General features: G+C 71.8%; 11 protein-coding genes. 6 read left to right on the forward strand and 5 right to left on the reverse strand.

Annotated features, from left to right (window positions below):
* The first annotated feature begins 128 nt into the window (after positions 1 to 128).
* The 6 genes from infB to ABZS64_RS17870 all read left to right on the forward strand — a co-directional run bounded on the left by infB (position 129) and on the right by ABZS64_RS17870 (position 10267).
* Entirely contained in the window at positions 129 to 3233 is a 3105-nt protein-coding gene (gene infB, locus ABZS64_RS17845) for a translation initiation factor IF-2 (protein ID WP_355829934.1), read from the forward strand.
* A 138-nt stretch (positions 3234 to 3371) separates the two neighbouring features.
* A complete protein-coding gene (locus ABZS64_RS17850; RefSeq protein WP_355829936.1) occupies positions 3372 to 3665 on the forward strand; it encodes a DUF503 domain-containing protein in 294 nt (97 codons plus the stop codon).
* 36 nt (positions 3666 to 3701) lie between these two features.
* Positions 3702 to 4145, forward strand: a complete 444-nt coding sequence (gene rbfA, locus ABZS64_RS17855; RefSeq protein WP_355829938.1) for a 30S ribosome-binding factor RbfA — start codon at positions 3702 to 3704, stop codon at positions 4143 to 4145.
* Positions 4142 to 5041: a tRNA pseudouridine(55) synthase TruB gene (truB, locus tag ABZS64_RS17860; RefSeq protein ID WP_355829941.1), complete on the forward strand. Its 900-nt coding sequence runs from the start codon at positions 4142 to 4144 to the stop codon at positions 5039 to 5041. The genes rbfA and truB overlap by 4 nt, the downstream gene beginning before the upstream one ends.
* 223 nt (positions 5042 to 5264) lie before the next feature.
* Positions 5265 to 9281, forward strand: coding sequence for a trypsin-like peptidase domain-containing protein (locus ABZS64_RS17865; RefSeq protein ID WP_355829944.1), 4017 nt, complete (start codon positions 5265 to 5267; stop codon positions 9279 to 9281).
* Between the two features lie 41 nt (positions 9282 to 9322).
* Positions 9323 to 10267 (forward strand): bifunctional riboflavin kinase/FAD synthetase, encoded by a 945-nt coding sequence (locus ABZS64_RS17870; RefSeq protein WP_355829947.1) that lies wholly within the window; start codon positions 9323 to 9325, stop codon positions 10265 to 10267.
* Positions 10268 to 10911: 644 nt separating this feature from the next.
* On the opposite strand, the gene ABZS64_RS17875 is transcribed toward ABZS64_RS17870, so the two are convergent.
* From ABZS64_RS17875 to ABZS64_RS17895, 5 genes are read right to left on the reverse strand one after another with little or no spacing between them, the layout of a single operon-like run.
* A complete protein-coding gene (locus ABZS64_RS17875) occupies positions 10912 to 11880 on the reverse strand; it encodes an ABC transporter ATP-binding protein (RefSeq protein ID WP_355829950.1) in 969 nt (322 codons plus the stop codon).
* Between the two features lie 20 nt (positions 11881 to 11900).
* Positions 11901 to 12884, reverse strand: coding sequence for an ABC transporter ATP-binding protein (locus tag ABZS64_RS17880; RefSeq protein ID WP_355829952.1), 984 nt, complete (start codon positions 12882 to 12884; stop codon positions 11901 to 11903).
* Positions 12881 to 13786: an ABC transporter permease gene (locus ABZS64_RS17885; protein ID WP_355829954.1), complete on the reverse strand. Its 906-nt coding sequence runs from the start codon at positions 13784 to 13786 to the stop codon at positions 12881 to 12883. Before ABZS64_RS17885 ends, ABZS64_RS17880 begins: the two co-directional genes overlap by 4 nt.
* Positions 13783 to 14832: an ABC transporter permease gene (locus ABZS64_RS17890; protein WP_355829956.1), complete on the reverse strand. Its 1050-nt coding sequence runs from the start codon at positions 14830 to 14832 to the stop codon at positions 13783 to 13785. The genes ABZS64_RS17885 and ABZS64_RS17890 overlap by 4 nt, the downstream gene beginning before the upstream one ends.
* A 3-nt stretch (positions 14833 to 14835) precedes the next feature.
* On the reverse strand, positions 14836 to 16647 hold the full coding sequence (locus ABZS64_RS17895; protein WP_355829959.1) for an ABC transporter substrate-binding protein: 1812 nt from the start codon (positions 16645 to 16647) through the stop codon (positions 14836 to 14838).
* Between the last annotated feature and the right edge of the window lie 122 nt (positions 16648 to 16769).

Consider the following 16769-nt stretch of genomic DNA (forward strand, 5'->3'; position numbering starts at 1 on the left):
CCCGTGCGGTCAGGTACCTCGCGAGTTGGAAGTAGGTCGAGATTGCGATGAGCACTCGATGAGTACGCGATGAGTACGCCCATGAAGTAGCGACGGTCCGGCGGTAACCCGGACCTAAAAGGAGCGAAGTGGCTAAGGTCCGGGTATACGAACTCGCCAAGGAGTTCGGTGTGGAGAGCAAGGTCGTCATGGCCAAGCTCCAAGAACTCGGTGAATTCGTCCGTTCGGCGTCCTCGACGATCGAGGCGCCGGTTGTACGTAAATTGACTGACGCTTTGCAGGGACCCGGCGGCACCGCCGGCAAGTCCGCTGCCAAGCCCGGCGCGCCCCGCAAGGCCGCGCCCGCCAAGCCTGCTGCGCCGTCTCCGGCGTCGTCGGCCCGTCCCGCTGCCCCCAAGCCCGGCGTCCCGGCCCCCAAGCCGGCCGCAGCCGAGGCTCCGGCGAGCAGCGCCCCCTCCGTGGCCCCGGCTTCCCCGGGCCCGCGTCCGGGCCCCAAGCCCGCACCGGCCAAGCCCGCTCCGGCGGCTCCGGTGCCCGCGGCCGAGTTCTCGGCCCCGGCTCCGGCCCAGCCCGCCGCGCCCCAGGCCCCGCGTCCCGCGGGTGCCACTCCCGGCCCGCGTCCCGCCCGTCCGGCTCCGGCCGGCGGACAGCGTGACGGCGGCCGTGACGGCGGCCGTGGCGGCGAGCGTCCCGCACGTCCCGCTGGTCAGGGCGCCCCGCGCCCCGGTGGTCGTCCGGCCGGTCCCCGTCCGGGCAACAACCCCTTCACCTCTGGTGGCTCCACCGGCATGGCGCGCCCGCAGGCGCCCCGTCCGGGTGGCGCCCCGCGCCCCGGTGGCGGTCAGGACCGTCCCGGCGCCCCGCGTCCGCAGGGTGGTCCCGGCGGCGCTCCCCGTCCGCAGGGTCAGGGCGGCGCCCGTCCGAGCCCGGGCGGTATGCCCCGTCCGCAGGGTGGCGCTCCGCGTCCCGGCGGTGCCCCCGGTGGTAACCGCCCGAACCCGGGCATGATGCCGCAGCGTCCTGCTGCCAGCCCCCGTCCTGGTGGCGGTCCCGGCGGCGGTGGCCGTGGTCCCGGTGGTGGCGGCGGCGGCGGTCGTCCCGGCGGCGCCGGTGGCGGTCGTCCCGGTGGCGGCGGCGGCTTCGCCGGTCGTCCCGCCGGTCCCGGCGGCGGCGGTCGTCCCGGTGGCGGCGGCGGTTTCGCCGGTCGTCCCGGTGGCGGTGGCCCCGGTGGCGGCGGCGGCTTCGGTGGCGGCGGTGGCCGTCCCGGCTTCGGCGGACGTCCGGGTGGTCCCGGCGGCCGTGGTGGCACGCAGGGCGCCTTCGGCCGTCCCGGCGGCCCGGCGCGTCGTGGCCGTAAGTCGAAGCGGCAGAGGCGCCAGGAGTACGAGGCCATGCAGGCCCCGTCGGTCGGCGGTGTGATGCTGCCTCGCGGCAACGGCGAGACCGTTCGCCTGTCGCGCGGTGCGTCCCTCACCGACTTCGCGGAGAAGATCAACGCCAACCCGGCGTCGCTCGTCGCCGTGATGATGAACCTCGGCGAGATGGTCACGGCCACGCAGTCGGTCTCCGACGAGACGCTGCAGCTGCTGGCCGGCGAGATGAACTACACCGTTCAGATCGTGAGCCCGGAGGAGGAGGACCGCGAGCTTCTCGAGTCCTTCGACATCGAGTTCGGCGAGGACGAGGGCGGCGAGGAAATGCTCGTCTCCCGTCCGCCGGTCGTGACCGTCATGGGTCACGTCGACCACGGTAAGACCCGACTGCTGGACGCGATCCGCAAGACGAACGTCGTTGCGGGCGAGGCCGGCGGTATTACGCAGCACATCGGTGCGTACCAGGTCGGCACCGAGGTCAACGGTGAAGAGCGCAAGATCACCTTCATCGACACCCCGGGTCACGAGGCGTTCACCGCCATGCGTGCCCGTGGTGCCAAGTCCACCGACATCGCGATCCTCGTGGTGGCGGCGAACGACGGTGTGATGCCCCAGACGATCGAGGCGCTGAACCACGCCAAGGCGGCCGGCGTGCCGATCGTGGTCGCGGTCAACAAGATCGACGTCGAGGGTGCGGACCCGACCAAGGTGCGCGGTCAGCTGACCGAGTTCGGTCTGGTGGCCGAGGAGTACGGCGGCGACACGATGTTCGTCGACATCTCCGCCAAGCAGGGTCTGCACATCGACAGCCTGCTGGAGGCCGTGGTCCTCACCGCGGATGCCTCGCTCGACCTCCGTGCCAACGCGGAGATGGACGCGCAGGGTATTGCGATCGAGGCTCACCTCGACCGTGGCCGCGGTGCCGTCGCCACTGTGCTCGTCCAGCGCGGAACGCTCCGCGTCGGTGACACGATGGTCGCCGGTGACGCGTACGGCCGTGTCCGGGCGATGCTCGACGACAACGGCAACAACGTCGAGGAAGCGGGTCCGTCGACCCCCGTCCTGGTCCTGGGTCTCACCAACGTCCCCGGCGCCGGCGACAACTTCCTGGTCGTCGACGAGGACCGTACGGCGCGTCAGATCGCCGAGAAGCGTGCTGCGCGTGAGCGCAACGCCGCCTTCGCCAAGCGCACCCGCCGGGTGTCCCTCGAGGACCTCGACAAGGTGCTCAAGGCCGGTCTGGTGCAGGATCTCAACATCATCATCAAGGGCGACGCTTCCGGTTCGGTGGAGGCTCTCGAGTCCTCGCTGCTCCAGCTCGACGTCGGCGAAGAGGTCGAGATCCGCGTCCTGCACCGTGGTGTGGGTGCGGTCACCGAGTCCGACATCGACCTGGCGATGGGCTCCGACGCCATCGTCATCGGCTTCAACGTCCGTGCGGCCGGCCGTGCCGCGCAGATGGCGGAGCGCGAGGGCGTCGACGTCCGGTACTACTCGGTGATCTACCAGGCCATCGAGGAGATCGAGGCGGCCCTCAAGGGCATGCTCAAGCCGGAGTACGAAGAGGTCGAGCTCGGTACGGCGGAGATCCGCGAGGTCTTCCGCTCGTCCAAGCTGGGCAACATCGCGGGTGTTCTCATCCGCTCCGGCGAGGTCAAGCGCAACACCAAGGCCCGGCTCATCCGCGACGGCAAGGTCATCGCGGAGAGCCTCAACATCGAGGGTCTGCGCCGCTTCAAGGACGACGTCACCGAGATCCGCGAAGGCTTCGAGGGTGGTATCAACCTCGGAAACTTCAACGACATCAAGATCGACGACGTCATCGCGACGTACGAGATGCGCGAGAAGCCTCGCGGCTGATCAGCACCTCTGACCGGGGCCGGTCGACGGGACGTATTTCCGTCGATCGGCCCCGGCCGTTGCGTGTACGGTTCTTGTGTCCCTGCCAAGTCGTTGGCGGGGCCGTCGAACCCGTACCGGCGGGACATCCGGACATACATGTATGTGGGGACACTGTCCTTCGATCTGCTTCTCGGCGACGTACGGTCGCTGAAGGAGAAGCGTTCCGTGATCCGCCCGATCGTGGCCGAGCTCCAGCGCAAATACGCGGTGAGCGCGGCGGAGACCGGCGGTCAGGATCTCCACCGCCGGGCCCAGATCGGCCTGGCCGCAGTGTCCGGGGACACCGGACACCTCACAGATGTACTCGACCGGTGCGAGCGCCTCGTCGCCGCCCGGCCCGAGGTGGAGCTGCTGTCGGTTCGACGCAGGCTCCACAGCGACGAAGACTGAATGAGCTAGGCAGAGCAGGAAAAGGGAGAAGGACCAGTGGCCGACAACGCGCGGGCGAAAAAGCTGGCGGACCTCATCCGGGAGGTGGTCGCCGAGAAGCTGCAGCGCGGCATCAAGGACCCGCGCCTGGGTACGCACGTGACCATCACGGACACCCGCGTCACCGGTGACCTGCGGGAGGCCACGGTCTTCTACACGGTCTACGGCGACGACGAGGAGCGGGCGAGCGCGGCAGCCGGGCTGGAGAGCGCCAAGGGCGTCCTGCGGTCGGCGGTCGGAGCGGCGGCGGGGACCAAGTTCACGCCGACCCTGACCTTCGTGGCGGACGCCCTCCCGGAGACCGCCAAGACGATCGAGGACCTCCTCGACAAGGCACGGGCCTCCGACGCCAAGGTGCGGGAGGCGTCCTCGGGCGCGGCGTACGCGGGCGAGGCCGACCCGTACCGCAAGCCGGAGGACGAGGACGAAGCCTCCGAATGACGCAGCAGAACAAGACGCCGGACGGCCTTGTCATCGTCGACAAGCCGTCCGGCTTCACTTCGCACGACGTCGTCGCCAAGATGCGCGGGATCGCACGGACCCGCCGCGTCGGGCATGCGGGGACGCTGGACCCCATGGCCACCGGTGTGCTGGTCCTGGGTGTCGAAAAGGCCACCAAACTCCTCGGGCACCTCGCGCTGACCGAGAAGGAGTACCTCGGCACCATCAGGCTGGGGCAGGACACCGTCACTGACGACGCGGAGGGCGAAATCACGTCCTCGACGGACGCCTCAAAGGTGACCAGGGACGCGATCGACGCGGGCGTGGCCGAGCTGACCGGCGACATCATGCAGGTGCCGTCGAAGGTCAGCGCCATCAAGATCGACGGCAAGCGGTCGTACGCGCGCGTGCGCGGCGGCGAGGAGTTCGAGATCCCGGCCCGTCCGGTGACGGTCTCCGCCTTCCGTGTGTACGACGTCCGCGAGGCGGTGGCCGAGGACGGGACACCGGTCGTCGACCTGGTCGTCTCGGTGGTCTGCTCCTCCGGTACGTACATCCGCGCCCTCGCCCGTGACCTCGGCGCGGGTCTCGGCGTCGGCGGGCACCTCACGGCGCTGCGGCGCACCCGGGTCGGCCCCTACGGCCTGGACGCGGCGAAGACGCTGGAACAGCTCCAGGAGGAGCTGACCGTGATGCCGATCGCGGAGGCGGCCGCCGCCGCGTTCCCCCGCTGGGACGTGGACGAGAAGCGCGGCAAGCTGCTCACCAACGGTGTACGGCTGGACATGCCGGCGTACGACACCGCACCCGTGGCGGTCTTCGGGCCCGACGGCCGATTCCTGGCGCTGGTCGAGGAGCAGAAGGGCAAGGCCAAGAGCCTCGCCGTCTTCGGCTGACCGCTGACCGTCTGCGCCTGGCCCGGGCCGCTTTCGCGGTCCCACCGTGGAACGGGCAGGGCCGCTGCCCGTTCCACGATCCCCCTCGCCCAAGGGTCTATCCGCCTCGCCCCCGGGATTCACCCCATCGGGAGGGCGCTCGGAGTGAACCCCGGGTGTATTGGGGGGCGCTTTCGGGATGCGACCTTCTCCCGCTGATCACTGCCGACCTACCGTCGACAGCATGGGACGCGGGGACCTGGCAACGCTGGTACGTATCTGCGATCTGGCGGGACGGCCTCGTGGGACCGGGTTCGTCGCCGACGAGCAGGGCACGGTCGTGACCAGTCATGAGGCGGTCGACGGGCTGGTCCGGGTCGTGCTGCACGCACCCGGCGACCGTACCTGTCTGGCCGAGGCCGACGCCATCACCCCGCTGCCGGAGGCAGGTCTGGCGCTGGTGCGCACCGAGGGGCTCGGGGTGCGGCCGCTGCCGATCAGTCCGCGGGAACAGGTCGGGGCAGGGACGTATGTACGGCTCGCTGCCCGCGGCTGGCGTGAGGCGCGGGTGCTCGGCGCGGCCCAGGTGACCTACACCGCGACGGACCGCTTCCATCTGGTGGGCGACGCCTTGGAGTTGGCGATCGGCACGGACGGCAGCGACGCGCTGCGGCTGGGCGGCGAGGCGGCCGGGGGACCCGTACTGGACGCCGAGACCGGAGCGGTTCTGGCCGTACTCGGCACCGCGCTTCAGTCCGGGCGCAGGGCGGCCGGGTTCGCGCTGCCGCTGCGCGCCGCGGGCATGCCGCCGGACGGGCCGCTCGCCGAACTGCTGCGGCGCAACGCGGCGACCGTCCCCGCGTACGGGTACGACCTCAACCTTGCCGCGGTACTGGAACTCACCGCGACCTCCGTGGGGCCGGTGGGCGGACCGAGCGCCTGGCCCGACCCCGTTGAACGGCCCGACACCGTAAGGGAGTTCGGGGCCTTCACCGCCCTGGTGATGGGGCTGGTCGGCGATCCCGGAACGGGCCGTACGACCGAACTCGCCGCTCTCGCCGCCCGCCGTGCCCGTGGCGCGGAGCCCGCGCCCACCGTGTGGCTGCGCGGCGCCGATCTGCATGCCGACGACGGCTCGGTCGCGGACGCCCTCGCGCGCACCCTTCGGCAGGCCGGACGCATCCTCGCCGCATCGGGCGCCCGCGGCGACATGGAGCTCGTCACCCCGGCCCGGGTGGCGCGGCTCGCCCGGGAGGCCGGGCGGCCGCTGCTCGTACTCCTCGACGGGCCCGAGGAGATGCCGCCCGTACTGGCCCACCGGCTGTCCGACTGGACCGCGGGCACGGTGAGTTGGCTCGGCGCCGGCGGGGTGCGGATGGTCGTCGGCTGCAGGCCCGAGCACTGGGAGCAGGCCGGGGCGCTGTATCCGCAGGACGTACTGCACCAGCCCGCCACGCCCGCGCACCGGTTGCCGCCCGCGCTGCGGATCGGCGGACTCTCCGCCGCCGAGGCGGAGCGCGCGCTGGAGCGGTACGGGCTGCCGGCCGGGGCGATCGCCGCGGCGGATGAACGGCATCCGCTCGCGCTGCGGCTGCTCGCTGAGGTACGGGAGGCGCTGCCCGGCGAAGTGCCGGGGCGGCCGTGCCGCGTGGAAGTCCTCGCAGCGCATCTGGACCTGTTGTGTCTGCGGATCGCGGTCCGCATCGCCGCGGCATCCGGGCCGCAGCTGCGCGGCTCGGCCGTGCGGCGCCTGGCGGCGAAGGTGGCGGGCCAGGTCCATGAGGCGGCGCGGCGCTGCCTCGGGCCGGGGCAGGGGGAGTTGGACCGCGAGTCCTTCGAGGAGATCTTTCCGTGGCATATGGGCTGGGCATCCGCGGTGCTCACCGAGGGTCTGCTGGTCCCGGCGGGCGGGGGCTACCGCTTCGCGCACGAGGAGCTCGCGGACTGGGTGCAGGCCGCCCACCTGGATCTCGACGCTGCGCTTCACTCACTGGTCCACCGCTGGCATGCGCGGGCGCCGGTGGGGCTGCCGTCACGTCCGGGGGCGAGCGGGCGGCGGACCGGCTACGTGCCGCCCCCACCCGGGTCGGGCGTGCGGGAACCGCGCTCCCTGCCGGTACCGCGGCACCGGATCGGCCCGGTGGTGCAGGCGCTGCTGCTTACGGACAGGGTGCACGGGCACGCGGGACTGGCGCCCAGGCTGGCGGAGCTGGTCGAGGCGCTGGACGGCCTCGAGGAGGCGCGCGGCGAGAGCGGTGAGGGCAGTACGCGGGCCGACGACGCCCGGTGGTGGGGTGCTCATCTCCTGGGGGAGGCGTTGCTGCGGGTGCCCGACGCGGGCGCGTACGTCCCGGTCCTTCGGCTGCTGGCCGAGCGGATCACACGGCGTTCCGTCCGCGAGGGCGGGCCCGAACACCTCGGCGGGCTGGGGGAGTTCGGGCCCTGGTTCTGGGAACGGCTGCGGGTGACCGAGGCGCAGCGCCTCGACCTGCTGCGACGGCTGGTGCCGGCGGACGGGGCGCCGGGGGGCCTGACGGTGGCGGCCGACGGGGCGCCGGGGGGCCTGACGGTGGCGGCCGCCGGGGGTGCACCGGGGAGCCGGACGGCTCGGGTGGACGCGGTGCCGGGGGACCGGACCTCGCCCCGGGCCGACGCGGTGCTTGGGGCCGTCGAGGTGCCGGGGGCTGACGGGGCGCCTCGGGCCGATGCGGTGCCGGGGGGCGACGGGGCGCCTCGGGCCGATGGTGCGCCTGGGGGCCGGACGCCTCGGGCGGACGCGGTGCTTGGGGCGGACGAGGTGCCGGGGGCCGATGGTGCGCCCGGGGGACGGACGTCTCGGGGCGACGCGGTGCTTGGGGCCGCCGAGCTGCCGGCGGACGGGGCGCCCGGGGGACGGACCCTGTCCCGGGCCGACGGTGCGCCTCGGACCGACGGTGCGCCCGGGAGCGGGATGGCTCGGGGTGACGCGGTGGCCGTGGGCCCGACGGGGCCGCGGTATCTGGACGCCGTCGTCGCTCGGCTGACCGCCGCGCCCAGCGCCGTACAACCCCTTCTGTGCCGGTGGTTCACCGATGAGACGCCGCTGCCCGCCGATCCCGGCGCCGAGGTGCGGCCCACCGTCGCCGCCGCCGCGCAGGCGCTGCTCTACGTCCGCCGTGACCTCGCCATCGACGACCTCACCGAGGCCCTCGTCGCCACCGCCCATCCCCGCGCCGACGAGCTGCTCGCCGCGCTCGCCGAGGAAGAACCGTCCGCCCTGTGCCGGGCCGTCGACCGCTGGGCCCACGACCCGCGGCCCGAGCGGCGCGTCGCGGCGGCGTCGTACGGACTGGCCACCGTTCCCCGGGTCACCACCGACGCCGACCGCGAGCTTCTGCGGTACGCGGCGATCGCGCTGCTCGCCCGGCCCGCCGACACCACGCTGCACGGCCCGGCCCTGGCGCTCCTCGTCCGCGATCCGTGCTCCCGCTCCCGTTATCTCGCCAGGGCGCTGACGGCCTTCGCGGCCGGTGACCCGCGGCTGCCCGCGAGCGCGCTCGCCGCCGCGCTCACCACGCACCTCGAGCCCGTACTCGCCGCCCTTCAGACACGGCTGAATCAGCCCGGCGACGGTGCGGGCGAGGTACTGAACGCCCTCGCCGGGGTCACCACGCCCGCGCTGGCCCGCCGGGCCGCCTCGCTCGTCGGCGAGTACATCGACCACCGGCCCGAAGGCGCGGCCCACGCCGCCGCGTACGTCGACCGCCGCCTGGAACAGGGCCCGGCCGCCCGGGCCCTTCTGTTCCCGCTGGTCACCGCCCTGCTGCGGGGGCGGCCCGTCCAGGTACGCGGCGCCCTCGCCGCCGTGCTCGCGGCGCCAGGCAGCCGGGCCTCGCGGCCACTGCGGGCCGAGCTCCTCGACGTACTGCTCGAGTACGAGCAGTACGAGACCCGCGACCTGGCCGTCCTCGACGCGGTGCTGCGGGCCGCCGCGCTCGGCTGCGCGACCCGCACCGAGTCCCGCACCCGCGAGCTGGTCCACCGCACCGGCCTGCTCCTCGTCCGTACACCCGAGGGCGCGACCTGCTTCGACCGGCGTCTGGTCGAGCTGGCCCGCGAGGTCCCCGGCTTCGCGGCGCTGGTTGCGGGGTGGCTGGCCCGGGCGCCGCAGGAGTGGGCCACGGTGGTCGGCCCCAGTGCGCGCCGGACGGTCGAGAGCATGGGCAGCCCGGTGCCGATGCGAACCGACAGTCGCGGGCATGGCAGTCTTAGACCTGCGTAATCGGCAATCACGTACACAGGTTCGGGCGAGGAGCGGTCACAGTGCAGCGCTGGCGTGGCTTGGAGGACATCCCCCAGGACTGGGGACGCAGCGTCGTCACCATCGGCTCCTACGACGGTGTGCACCGCGGTCACCAGCTGATCATCGGCCGGGCCGTGGCCCGCGCGCGCGAGCTCGGCATCCCCTCCGTCGTCGTGACCTTCGACCCGCACCCCAGCGAGGTCGTCCGCCCCGGCAGCCACCCGCCGCTGCTCGCACCGCACCACCGGCGTGCCGAGCTGATGGCGGAGCTGGGCGTCGACGCCGTGCTGATCCTTCCCTTCACGACCGAGTTCTCGAAGCTGTCGCCCGCCGACTTCATCGTGAAGGTCCTCGTCGACAAGCTGCACGCGCGGGCGGTCATCGAGGGCCCGAACTTCCGCTTCGGCCACAAGGCGGCGGGGAATGTCGAGTTCCTCGCCGAGCTGGGCGCCACGTACGACTACGAGGTCGAGGTCGTCGACCTCTTCGTGAGCGGCGTGGCGGGGGGCGGCGAGCCGTTCTCCTCCACCCTGACCCGCCGCCTTGTCGCCGAGGGCGACGTCGAGGGCGCGGCCGAGATCCTGGGCCGCCCGCACCGCGTCGAGGGCGTGGTGGTGCGGGGCGCACAGCGCGGTCGCGAGCTGGGCTACCCGACGGCGAACGTGGAGACGCTGCCGCACACGGCGATCCCGGCGGACGGGGTGTACGCGGGCTGGCTGACGGCGGACGGCGAAAGGATGCCGGCGGCGATCTCGGTGGGCACGAACCCGCAGTTCGACGGCACGGAGCGGACGGTGGAGGCATACGCGATCGACCGGGTGGGGCTGGATCTGTACGGGCTGCATGTGGCGGTGGACTTCCTGGCGTATGTGCGGGGGCAGGAGAAGTTCGACTCGATCGATGCGCTGCTGGATGCGATTGCGGCGGACGTCAAGAAGTGCCGGGAGTTGACGGGCGCGGTGTAGCCCCCTCCCGGGCCCGCCCCGGTCCTGGGCGCGGGTCCCCTTGCGGGGTGCGCGTTTCGGGCTCCGCCGCGCGGTCACCACGCTTCGTGCGAGCCGCCCCGGTCCGGGGCGCGGGGGTCCGGGCCTGACCGGTGGCCCGGGGCCGTGTTGGTTGCGGTCTGGGGCCGCTCCGGGGCTCGTGTCCTGGACTGCTTTCCTCACCGCGCTTCGCGCGAGCTGCGCCGCTTTACGTCCAGAACACGACCCCTACGCGTCCCCCTGCTCGCTGAACGAGCCCCGTGCACCCGGCGTGCAGCACTGCTGCCCGAAGCCGCCGCGAGGCGGGGGCATGCTTCCCCGGCGGCCCGAAGCTGGCCCCCCGGGGGGTACGGGGCGCCAAACCCCTCTGTCCCGTCCATGCCCGCTGCTGCGGACCGCGGTACGAAGCCGTCCGCACCAGTTCCGGCGCGAAGCTGCCGCAAGGCGCGCGTGGGGGCGCCGGCCCCAACTCCCCACGCAGGCCCGCGCCTGCGGCCTGCGGCGCGAAGCCGCCGCGAGGCGGGGGCATGCTTCCCCCGCGGCGCGAAGCTGCCGCCCCGGGGGTACGGGGCGCCAGCGCCCGCCGTTCCCGTCAGGGTTTCGGGAAGGGGCGGGGTGGGGGACCCTCACCCCCGCGCCCAGTGGCACGCCACCCCCGCCCCACTCCCCAGCACCCCCACCTCCCCCGTCCTGCATCTCTCCGCCACCCCCGCCCTTTCCGCCTCACCCGACGCCAGCACCTGGCACCGTGCGTGGAAGCGGCATCCGGTCGGGATGCGGGACGGGTCCGGGGGTTCTCCCGTCAGGACGACCGGGGGGATCGTCGATTCCGGGAGGACCGACAGCAGGGCCTGGGTGTACGGGTGGCGGGGTGATCCGAGGACCTCCTCGACCGTGCCCGATTCCACGATCCGGCCCAGGTACATCACCGCCACCCGGTCCGCGATGTTCCACGCCAGTCCCAGGTCGTGCGTCACCACGAGTGCCGACAGGCCCAGTTCGTCCCGCAGGCGCAGAAGGAGGGCGAGGATTTCGCCGCGTACGGACGCGTCCAGTGAGGCCACCGGCTCGTCGGCGACGATCAGTTCGGGCTCGAGGACCAGCGCGCCTGCGATGACGACGCGCTGGCGCTGGCCGCCGGACAGCTCGTGCGGGTAGCGGAGGAAGAAGCGCTCCGGCGGGCGCAGGCCCGCGCGCGCGAGGGCCTGTGAGACCGCCGCGCGCTCGTCGCCCGCGTACCCGTGGATCCGCAGGCCCTCGGCGACCGCGTCGTACACCGTGTGCCGGGGGTTGAGCGAGCCGCTCGGGTCCTGCAGGACAAGCTGCACGCGCTTGCGGTACGCCTTGAGTGCGCGCGACCCGTGGCCGAGCGGGGCCCCGCCGAAGGTGACCCGCCCCGACGTCGGCGGCACCAGCCCGAGCAGCGAGCGTGCCAGCGTCGTCTTGCCGCAGCCGGACTCGCCGACCAGGGCCACGATCTCGCCCGCGCCGATGTCGAGGTCGACCCCGTCGACGGCACGGGCGGACGGGCCGCCGCGGCGCCCGGGGAAGGTGACATGCAGACCGCCGGCCGAGAGGAGGGGAGTGGTGGGCACGGCATCCTCCTGTTGGGGGGTCACAGGGCCTTCTCCGTCCGTACGGGCGCGCCCACATGCACGCACGCCGCCCGATGCCCCTCACCCGCCGCGACCAGCACCTGGTCCTCCGCAGCGCACGCGTCCACCGCGACCGGGCAGCGCGGATGGAACGTACAACCGCTCGGCAGCGCCGACGGATCGGGCGGATCGCCCGGCAGGCCGCGCGGCGCCCGGCGGGACGCGGCGTCGCCGATGCGCGGGAAGGCCGCCGACAGCGCCCGCCCGTACGGATGCTCCGACGAGCCGTACACCGCCCGCGCCGGACCCTCCTCGACGATCCGGCCCGCGTACATCACAGCCAGCCGGTCGCAGGTGTCCGCGAGCACGGCCAGATCGTGGCTGATCATCAGCAGGCTGATGTCCTGCTCGGTGACCAGCTGCTCGATCAGCCGCAGGATCTGCGCCTGGATCATCACATCCAGCGCGGTCGTCGGCTCGTCGGCGACGATCAGCCGGGGATCGCAGGCCAGCGCCATCGCGATCATCACGCGCTGCCGCTGCCCGCCGGACAGTTCGTGCGGATACGCGTCCGCGCGTGCGACCGGCAGCCCGACATGCGCGAGCAGTTCGCGGACGCGTCTCTTCGCCTCGGCCTGCGTGGTCCTGTGGTGCAGCAGGACCGGCTCGGCGATCTGGTCGCCGATCCGGTGCACCGCGTTGAGGGAGTGCATCGCACCCTGGAAGACGATCGAGGCACCCGCCCACCGCACGGCCCGCAGCCGTCCCCACTTCATGGTGAGGACGTCCTCCCCGTCGAGGAGGATCTCGCCGCTCAGGTGCGCGGAGGCGGGCAGCAGGCGCAGCAGCGCGAGGGCCAGCGTCGACTTGCCGCAGCCGGACTCGCCGGCGATGCCCAGTTTCTGCCCTGCGGCGACGTTCAGATCGACACCGCGTACGGCGGGGACCGCCCGGGCCCCCGATCCGTACGTCACCTGCAGGTTCCTGACTTCGAGCAGGCTCAACGAGCCACCCCCAGCTTCGGGTTGAGCACGGCCTCGATCGCCCGCCCGCACAGCGTGAACGCCAGCGCCACCAGCGCGATCGCGATGCCGGGCGGCGCCAGATACCACCAGTGGCCGGACGAGACCGCGCCCGCCTCCCGCGCGTCCTGGAGCATGCCGCCCCAGGAGACCACCGTCGGGTCCCCGAGTCCGAGGAACGCCAGCGTTGCCTCGGTGAGGATCGCGGTCGAGATGCCGAGTGTCGTCTGGGCGAGGACCAGCGGCATGACATTGGGCAGCACATGGCGGGTCATGATGTGGCCGTGGCCGCCGCCGAGTGCCCTGGCGCGTTCGATGTACGGACGCGACTCGACCGCGATCGTCTGCGCCCGCACCAGCCGGGCGGTGGTGGGCCAGCTGGTGACGCCGATCGCGAGGATCACCGTCCATACGCTCCGGGACATCACGGTCGCCAGGACGATCGCCAGGACCAGCGTCGGCATCACCAGGAACCAGTCCGTGATCCGCATGATGACGGTCGAGAACCAGCCGCCGTAGTGCCCGGCGATGATGCCGACCAGGGTGCCGATCGCCACCGACAGGGTGGCCGCGAGAAGTCCGACGGTGAGGGAGATCCGCGCGCCCCACACCAGCAGCCCGAGCAGCGAACGCCCGAACTGGTCGGTGCCGAGCGGGAATTCACTGCTCGGCGGCTCCAGTGCGGTGCCGGGCGCGTTGGTCACGCTCTGCACGTCGCGGCCGACGAGCAGCGGCGCGGCGAGCGCGATCAGGGCGATGAGCGCGAGCCCGCCGAGGCCGAAGAGCCCCGCCCGGTGGGTGCGGTACGCGCGCCAGAAACGGCTCACCGACTCGCGGCGGCGCGCCCAGGCCAGGGAACGGGGGGAACCAACAGCGGTCGTCATCGGCCCACCCGGGGATCGAGCAGCGGATACAGCAGGTCAGCGGCGAGGTTCATCAGGATCATCGCGCCCGCGAACACGACGAACAGGCCCTGGACGAGCGGCAGATCGGGCACGCTCAGCGCCTGGTAGAACAGCCCGCCGAGCCCCGGCCAGGAGAACACCGTCTCGACCAGGATCGAACCCGCCGCCACATGGCCCAGATTGATGAAGACCATGGTGACGGTCGGCAGCAGCGCGTTGGGCACGGCATGGCGTCGGCGTACGACGTCGTCCCGCAGCCCCTTCGCCCGTGCCGTCGTCAGATAGTCGTTGCCCATCTCGTCGAGCAGCGATGAGCGCATCACCAGCAGTGTCTGCGCGTAGCCGACCGCGACCAGGGTGATGACCGGCAGCACCATGTGGTGCGCCACATCGACGAGGTATGCGAAGCCGGTCGTGTCACCCGACTCCATGCCACCGGTCGGGAACAGGCCGGGGATCGGACCGACCCCCACCGAGAACGTGATGATCAGCAGCAGCCCGAGCCAGAAGGACGGCACGGACCACAAGGTCAGTGCCACACCCGTGTTGAGCCTGTCGCCGAGGCTGCCGTGCCGCCATGCGGAGCGCGTGCCGAGCCAGAGTCCGATCGTCGAGTAGATCACCACGGCGACACCGGTGAGCAGGAGCGTCGCGGGCAGCTTCTGGGTGATCAGGTCGCCGACGGGGGCGTGGAACTGGTACGACGTACCGAGATCGCCTGTCAGTGCCTTGCCGCAGTAGTCCGTGAACTGCTGCCACATCGGCTGGTCGAGACCGAACTGGCGGCGTAGCGCGGCCAGTTGCTCGGACGACGTCGGCGCCCCGTGCGTCATCGCCTTCACCGGGTCGCCCGGGATGATCCGGAAGAGGAAGAAGCTGGTGACAAGGACGGCGAGCAGCGAGATCGCCGCGCCGCCCAGCTTGCCTGCCACATAGAGGACGTAGGCGCGTGCGTTGCCGCTGGTGGCGCGGGCCTCGGGGGCCAGCGCCACAGCGGCAGTACCGGTCGTGCTTGTGGTGCTCATCGGCTATTCACGGTCTTCCGCGGTGGAACGGCGACGCATAACGACGAAGACCCCGAGCCCTGCGGCGAGGGCCACGACCGCGGCGATGCCGATCACGACGCCCGTGGAGGAGCCACTGTCCGAGCCGCCGTCACCGGCCGCCGGCTCGGCCGACCACCAGCTCCAGTAGCCGTCCTGGCCCCAGAGATTGCCCGCGGCCGCCGGCATCGTCGTGATGGACTTGATCTGGTCGGTACGGTACGCCTCGACTGCGTTCGGATACGCGAGGACATTCATGTAGCCCGTGTCGTACAGCCGCGATTCCATCTGCTTGACCAGGGCGGTCCGTCTGGCGGTGTCGTACTCCGCGGTCTGCTGCGCGTACAGCCCGTCGAACTGCTGGTCGCAGATGAAGTTGTCCGTCGCGCCGGTGTCCTTGGGCGTGGCCGGCAGCGCGGCGCAGGTGTGGATGGACAGGACGAAGTCGGGGTCCGGGTTGACCGACCAGCCGTCGAAGGCCAGGTCGTAGTCGCCCTTGATCCACGGGTCGGAGACATTGTCCAGACAGTCGACCTTGAGCCCGACGCCGAGCTCGCCCCACCACTCCTGCAGATATTTGCCGATCGCCTTGTCGTTGGGGTCGGTGGCGTGACAGAGGATACGGAGGTCGAGCGCTTTGCCGTCCTTGCCGACGCGCTTGCCGCTGCCGTTCTTCCTGTAGCCCGCCTGGTCGAGGAGAGCTGCTGCCTTCGCCGGGTCGTAGGCGATCTTCTGGCTCGCTTCGGGCTGCCAGAAGTACGAGCCGAAGCGCGGCGGGATATAGCCCTCGCCCTCCACGGCGTGGCCCTGGAAGACCTTGTCGACGAGGGCCCTGCGGTCGGTGGCATGGAACAGGGCCTTGCGCACGGCCGGTTCGAGCAGCGCCTTGTGGCCGTTGCCGAAGGTCTTGCCGTCCTTGGACCTGGCCCCCGGGTTGGTGGCGAGGGCGAAGAAGCGGCGGCCGGGAGCGTCGTTGACCTTGATGTTCCCGGCGCTCTTGAGGGCCGTGGCCTGTGCGGGCGTGAGGCCCTGGACGAAGGAGACCTCGCCCTTCTGCAGCGCGGCGACGGCCGCGTCACCGTCCTTGTAGTACTTGAACACCAGCTCGTCGAACTTGGGCGCGCCACGCCAGAAGTCCTTGTTCGGCTTGAGCTTGACGAACTGGTCGACCTTGAAGTCGGTGACAATGAACGGACCGTTGCCGACGATCGGGAACTGCTTGTCGTTGTTGAACTTCGAGAAGTCGCCGACCTTCTCCCAGATGTGCTTGGGCACGATCGGCACATCCAGCGCGAGCATGGTGGCCTGAGGCTTCTTCAGCTCGATGACCAGGGTCTCGGGACTGGGGGCCGTGACCTTCTTGAAGTTGGCGGTGAAGCTGCCGTTGGCGGTGGCGGCCTTCTCGTCCGTCATCATCTTGTTGAAGGTCCATGCGGCGTCCTCGGCGGTCGCCTGCTGTCCGTCGGACCACTTGGAGTCCTTACGGATGGTGTACGTCCACGTCAGCTTGTCCGGGGACGTCTGCCACTCGGTGGCGAAACCGGGGATCGGGTGTGCGTCCTTGACGTCGTAGTTCGTCAGGTACTCGTACGCCAGCCGGTGAACGGTGGTGCTGACGAGCTTCTGCGCCAGGAACGGACTGAGGGAGTCCACACTCTGCGAGACGGCGACGGTGAGGACCTTCTTGCCGCCGTCGTCGGCGGCTCCGGCCGAAGGGGTCACCGAACCGGCCATCAGTATGGCCGCGGCGCCGGAAGCCAGAAGCAGTCGGATGCGGGGCGGAATCGTATGGACCATGAGACGGGGACCTCGCGTCATCACTCGCTCGGAAAAGGCGGCTTGATGCCTGGTTCGCCAGCTGGTGAAGCGAAGGTTTATCAGCGGTGGCCGAGTCGAGTCAACGGCCCGTCAAATGCCGT

It is taken from the genome of Streptomyces sp. NPDC005408 (assembly GCF_040606445.1).
Taxonomy (GTDB): Bacteria; Actinomycetota; Actinomycetes; order Streptomycetales; family Streptomycetaceae; genus Streptomyces.

Bases quoted from the DNA above. Each gene is read 5' to 3' on its own strand.
- ABZS64_RS17850 (WP_355829936.1), top strand. From the start codon at position 3,372: ATGTATGTGGGGACACTGTCCTTCGATCTGCTTCTCGGCGACGTACGG.
- truB (WP_355829941.1), top strand. From the start codon at position 4,142: ATGACGCAGCAGAACAAGACGCCGGACGGCCTTGTCATCGTCGACAAG.
- ABZS64_RS17865 (WP_355829944.1), top strand. From the start codon at position 5,265: ATGGGACGCGGGGACCTGGCAACGCTGGTACGTATCTGCGATCTGGCG.
- ABZS64_RS17885 (WP_355829954.1), bottom strand. From the start codon at position 13,786: ATGACGACCGCTGTTGGTTCCCCCCGTTCCCTGGCCTGGGCGCGCCGC.
- ABZS64_RS17890 (WP_355829956.1), bottom strand. From the start codon at position 14,832: ATGAGCACCACAAGCACGACCGGTACTGCCGCTGTGGCGCTGGCCCCC.
- ABZS64_RS17895 (WP_355829959.1), bottom strand. From the start codon at position 16,647: ATGGTCCATACGATTCCGCCCCGCATCCGACTGCTTCTGGCTTCCGGC.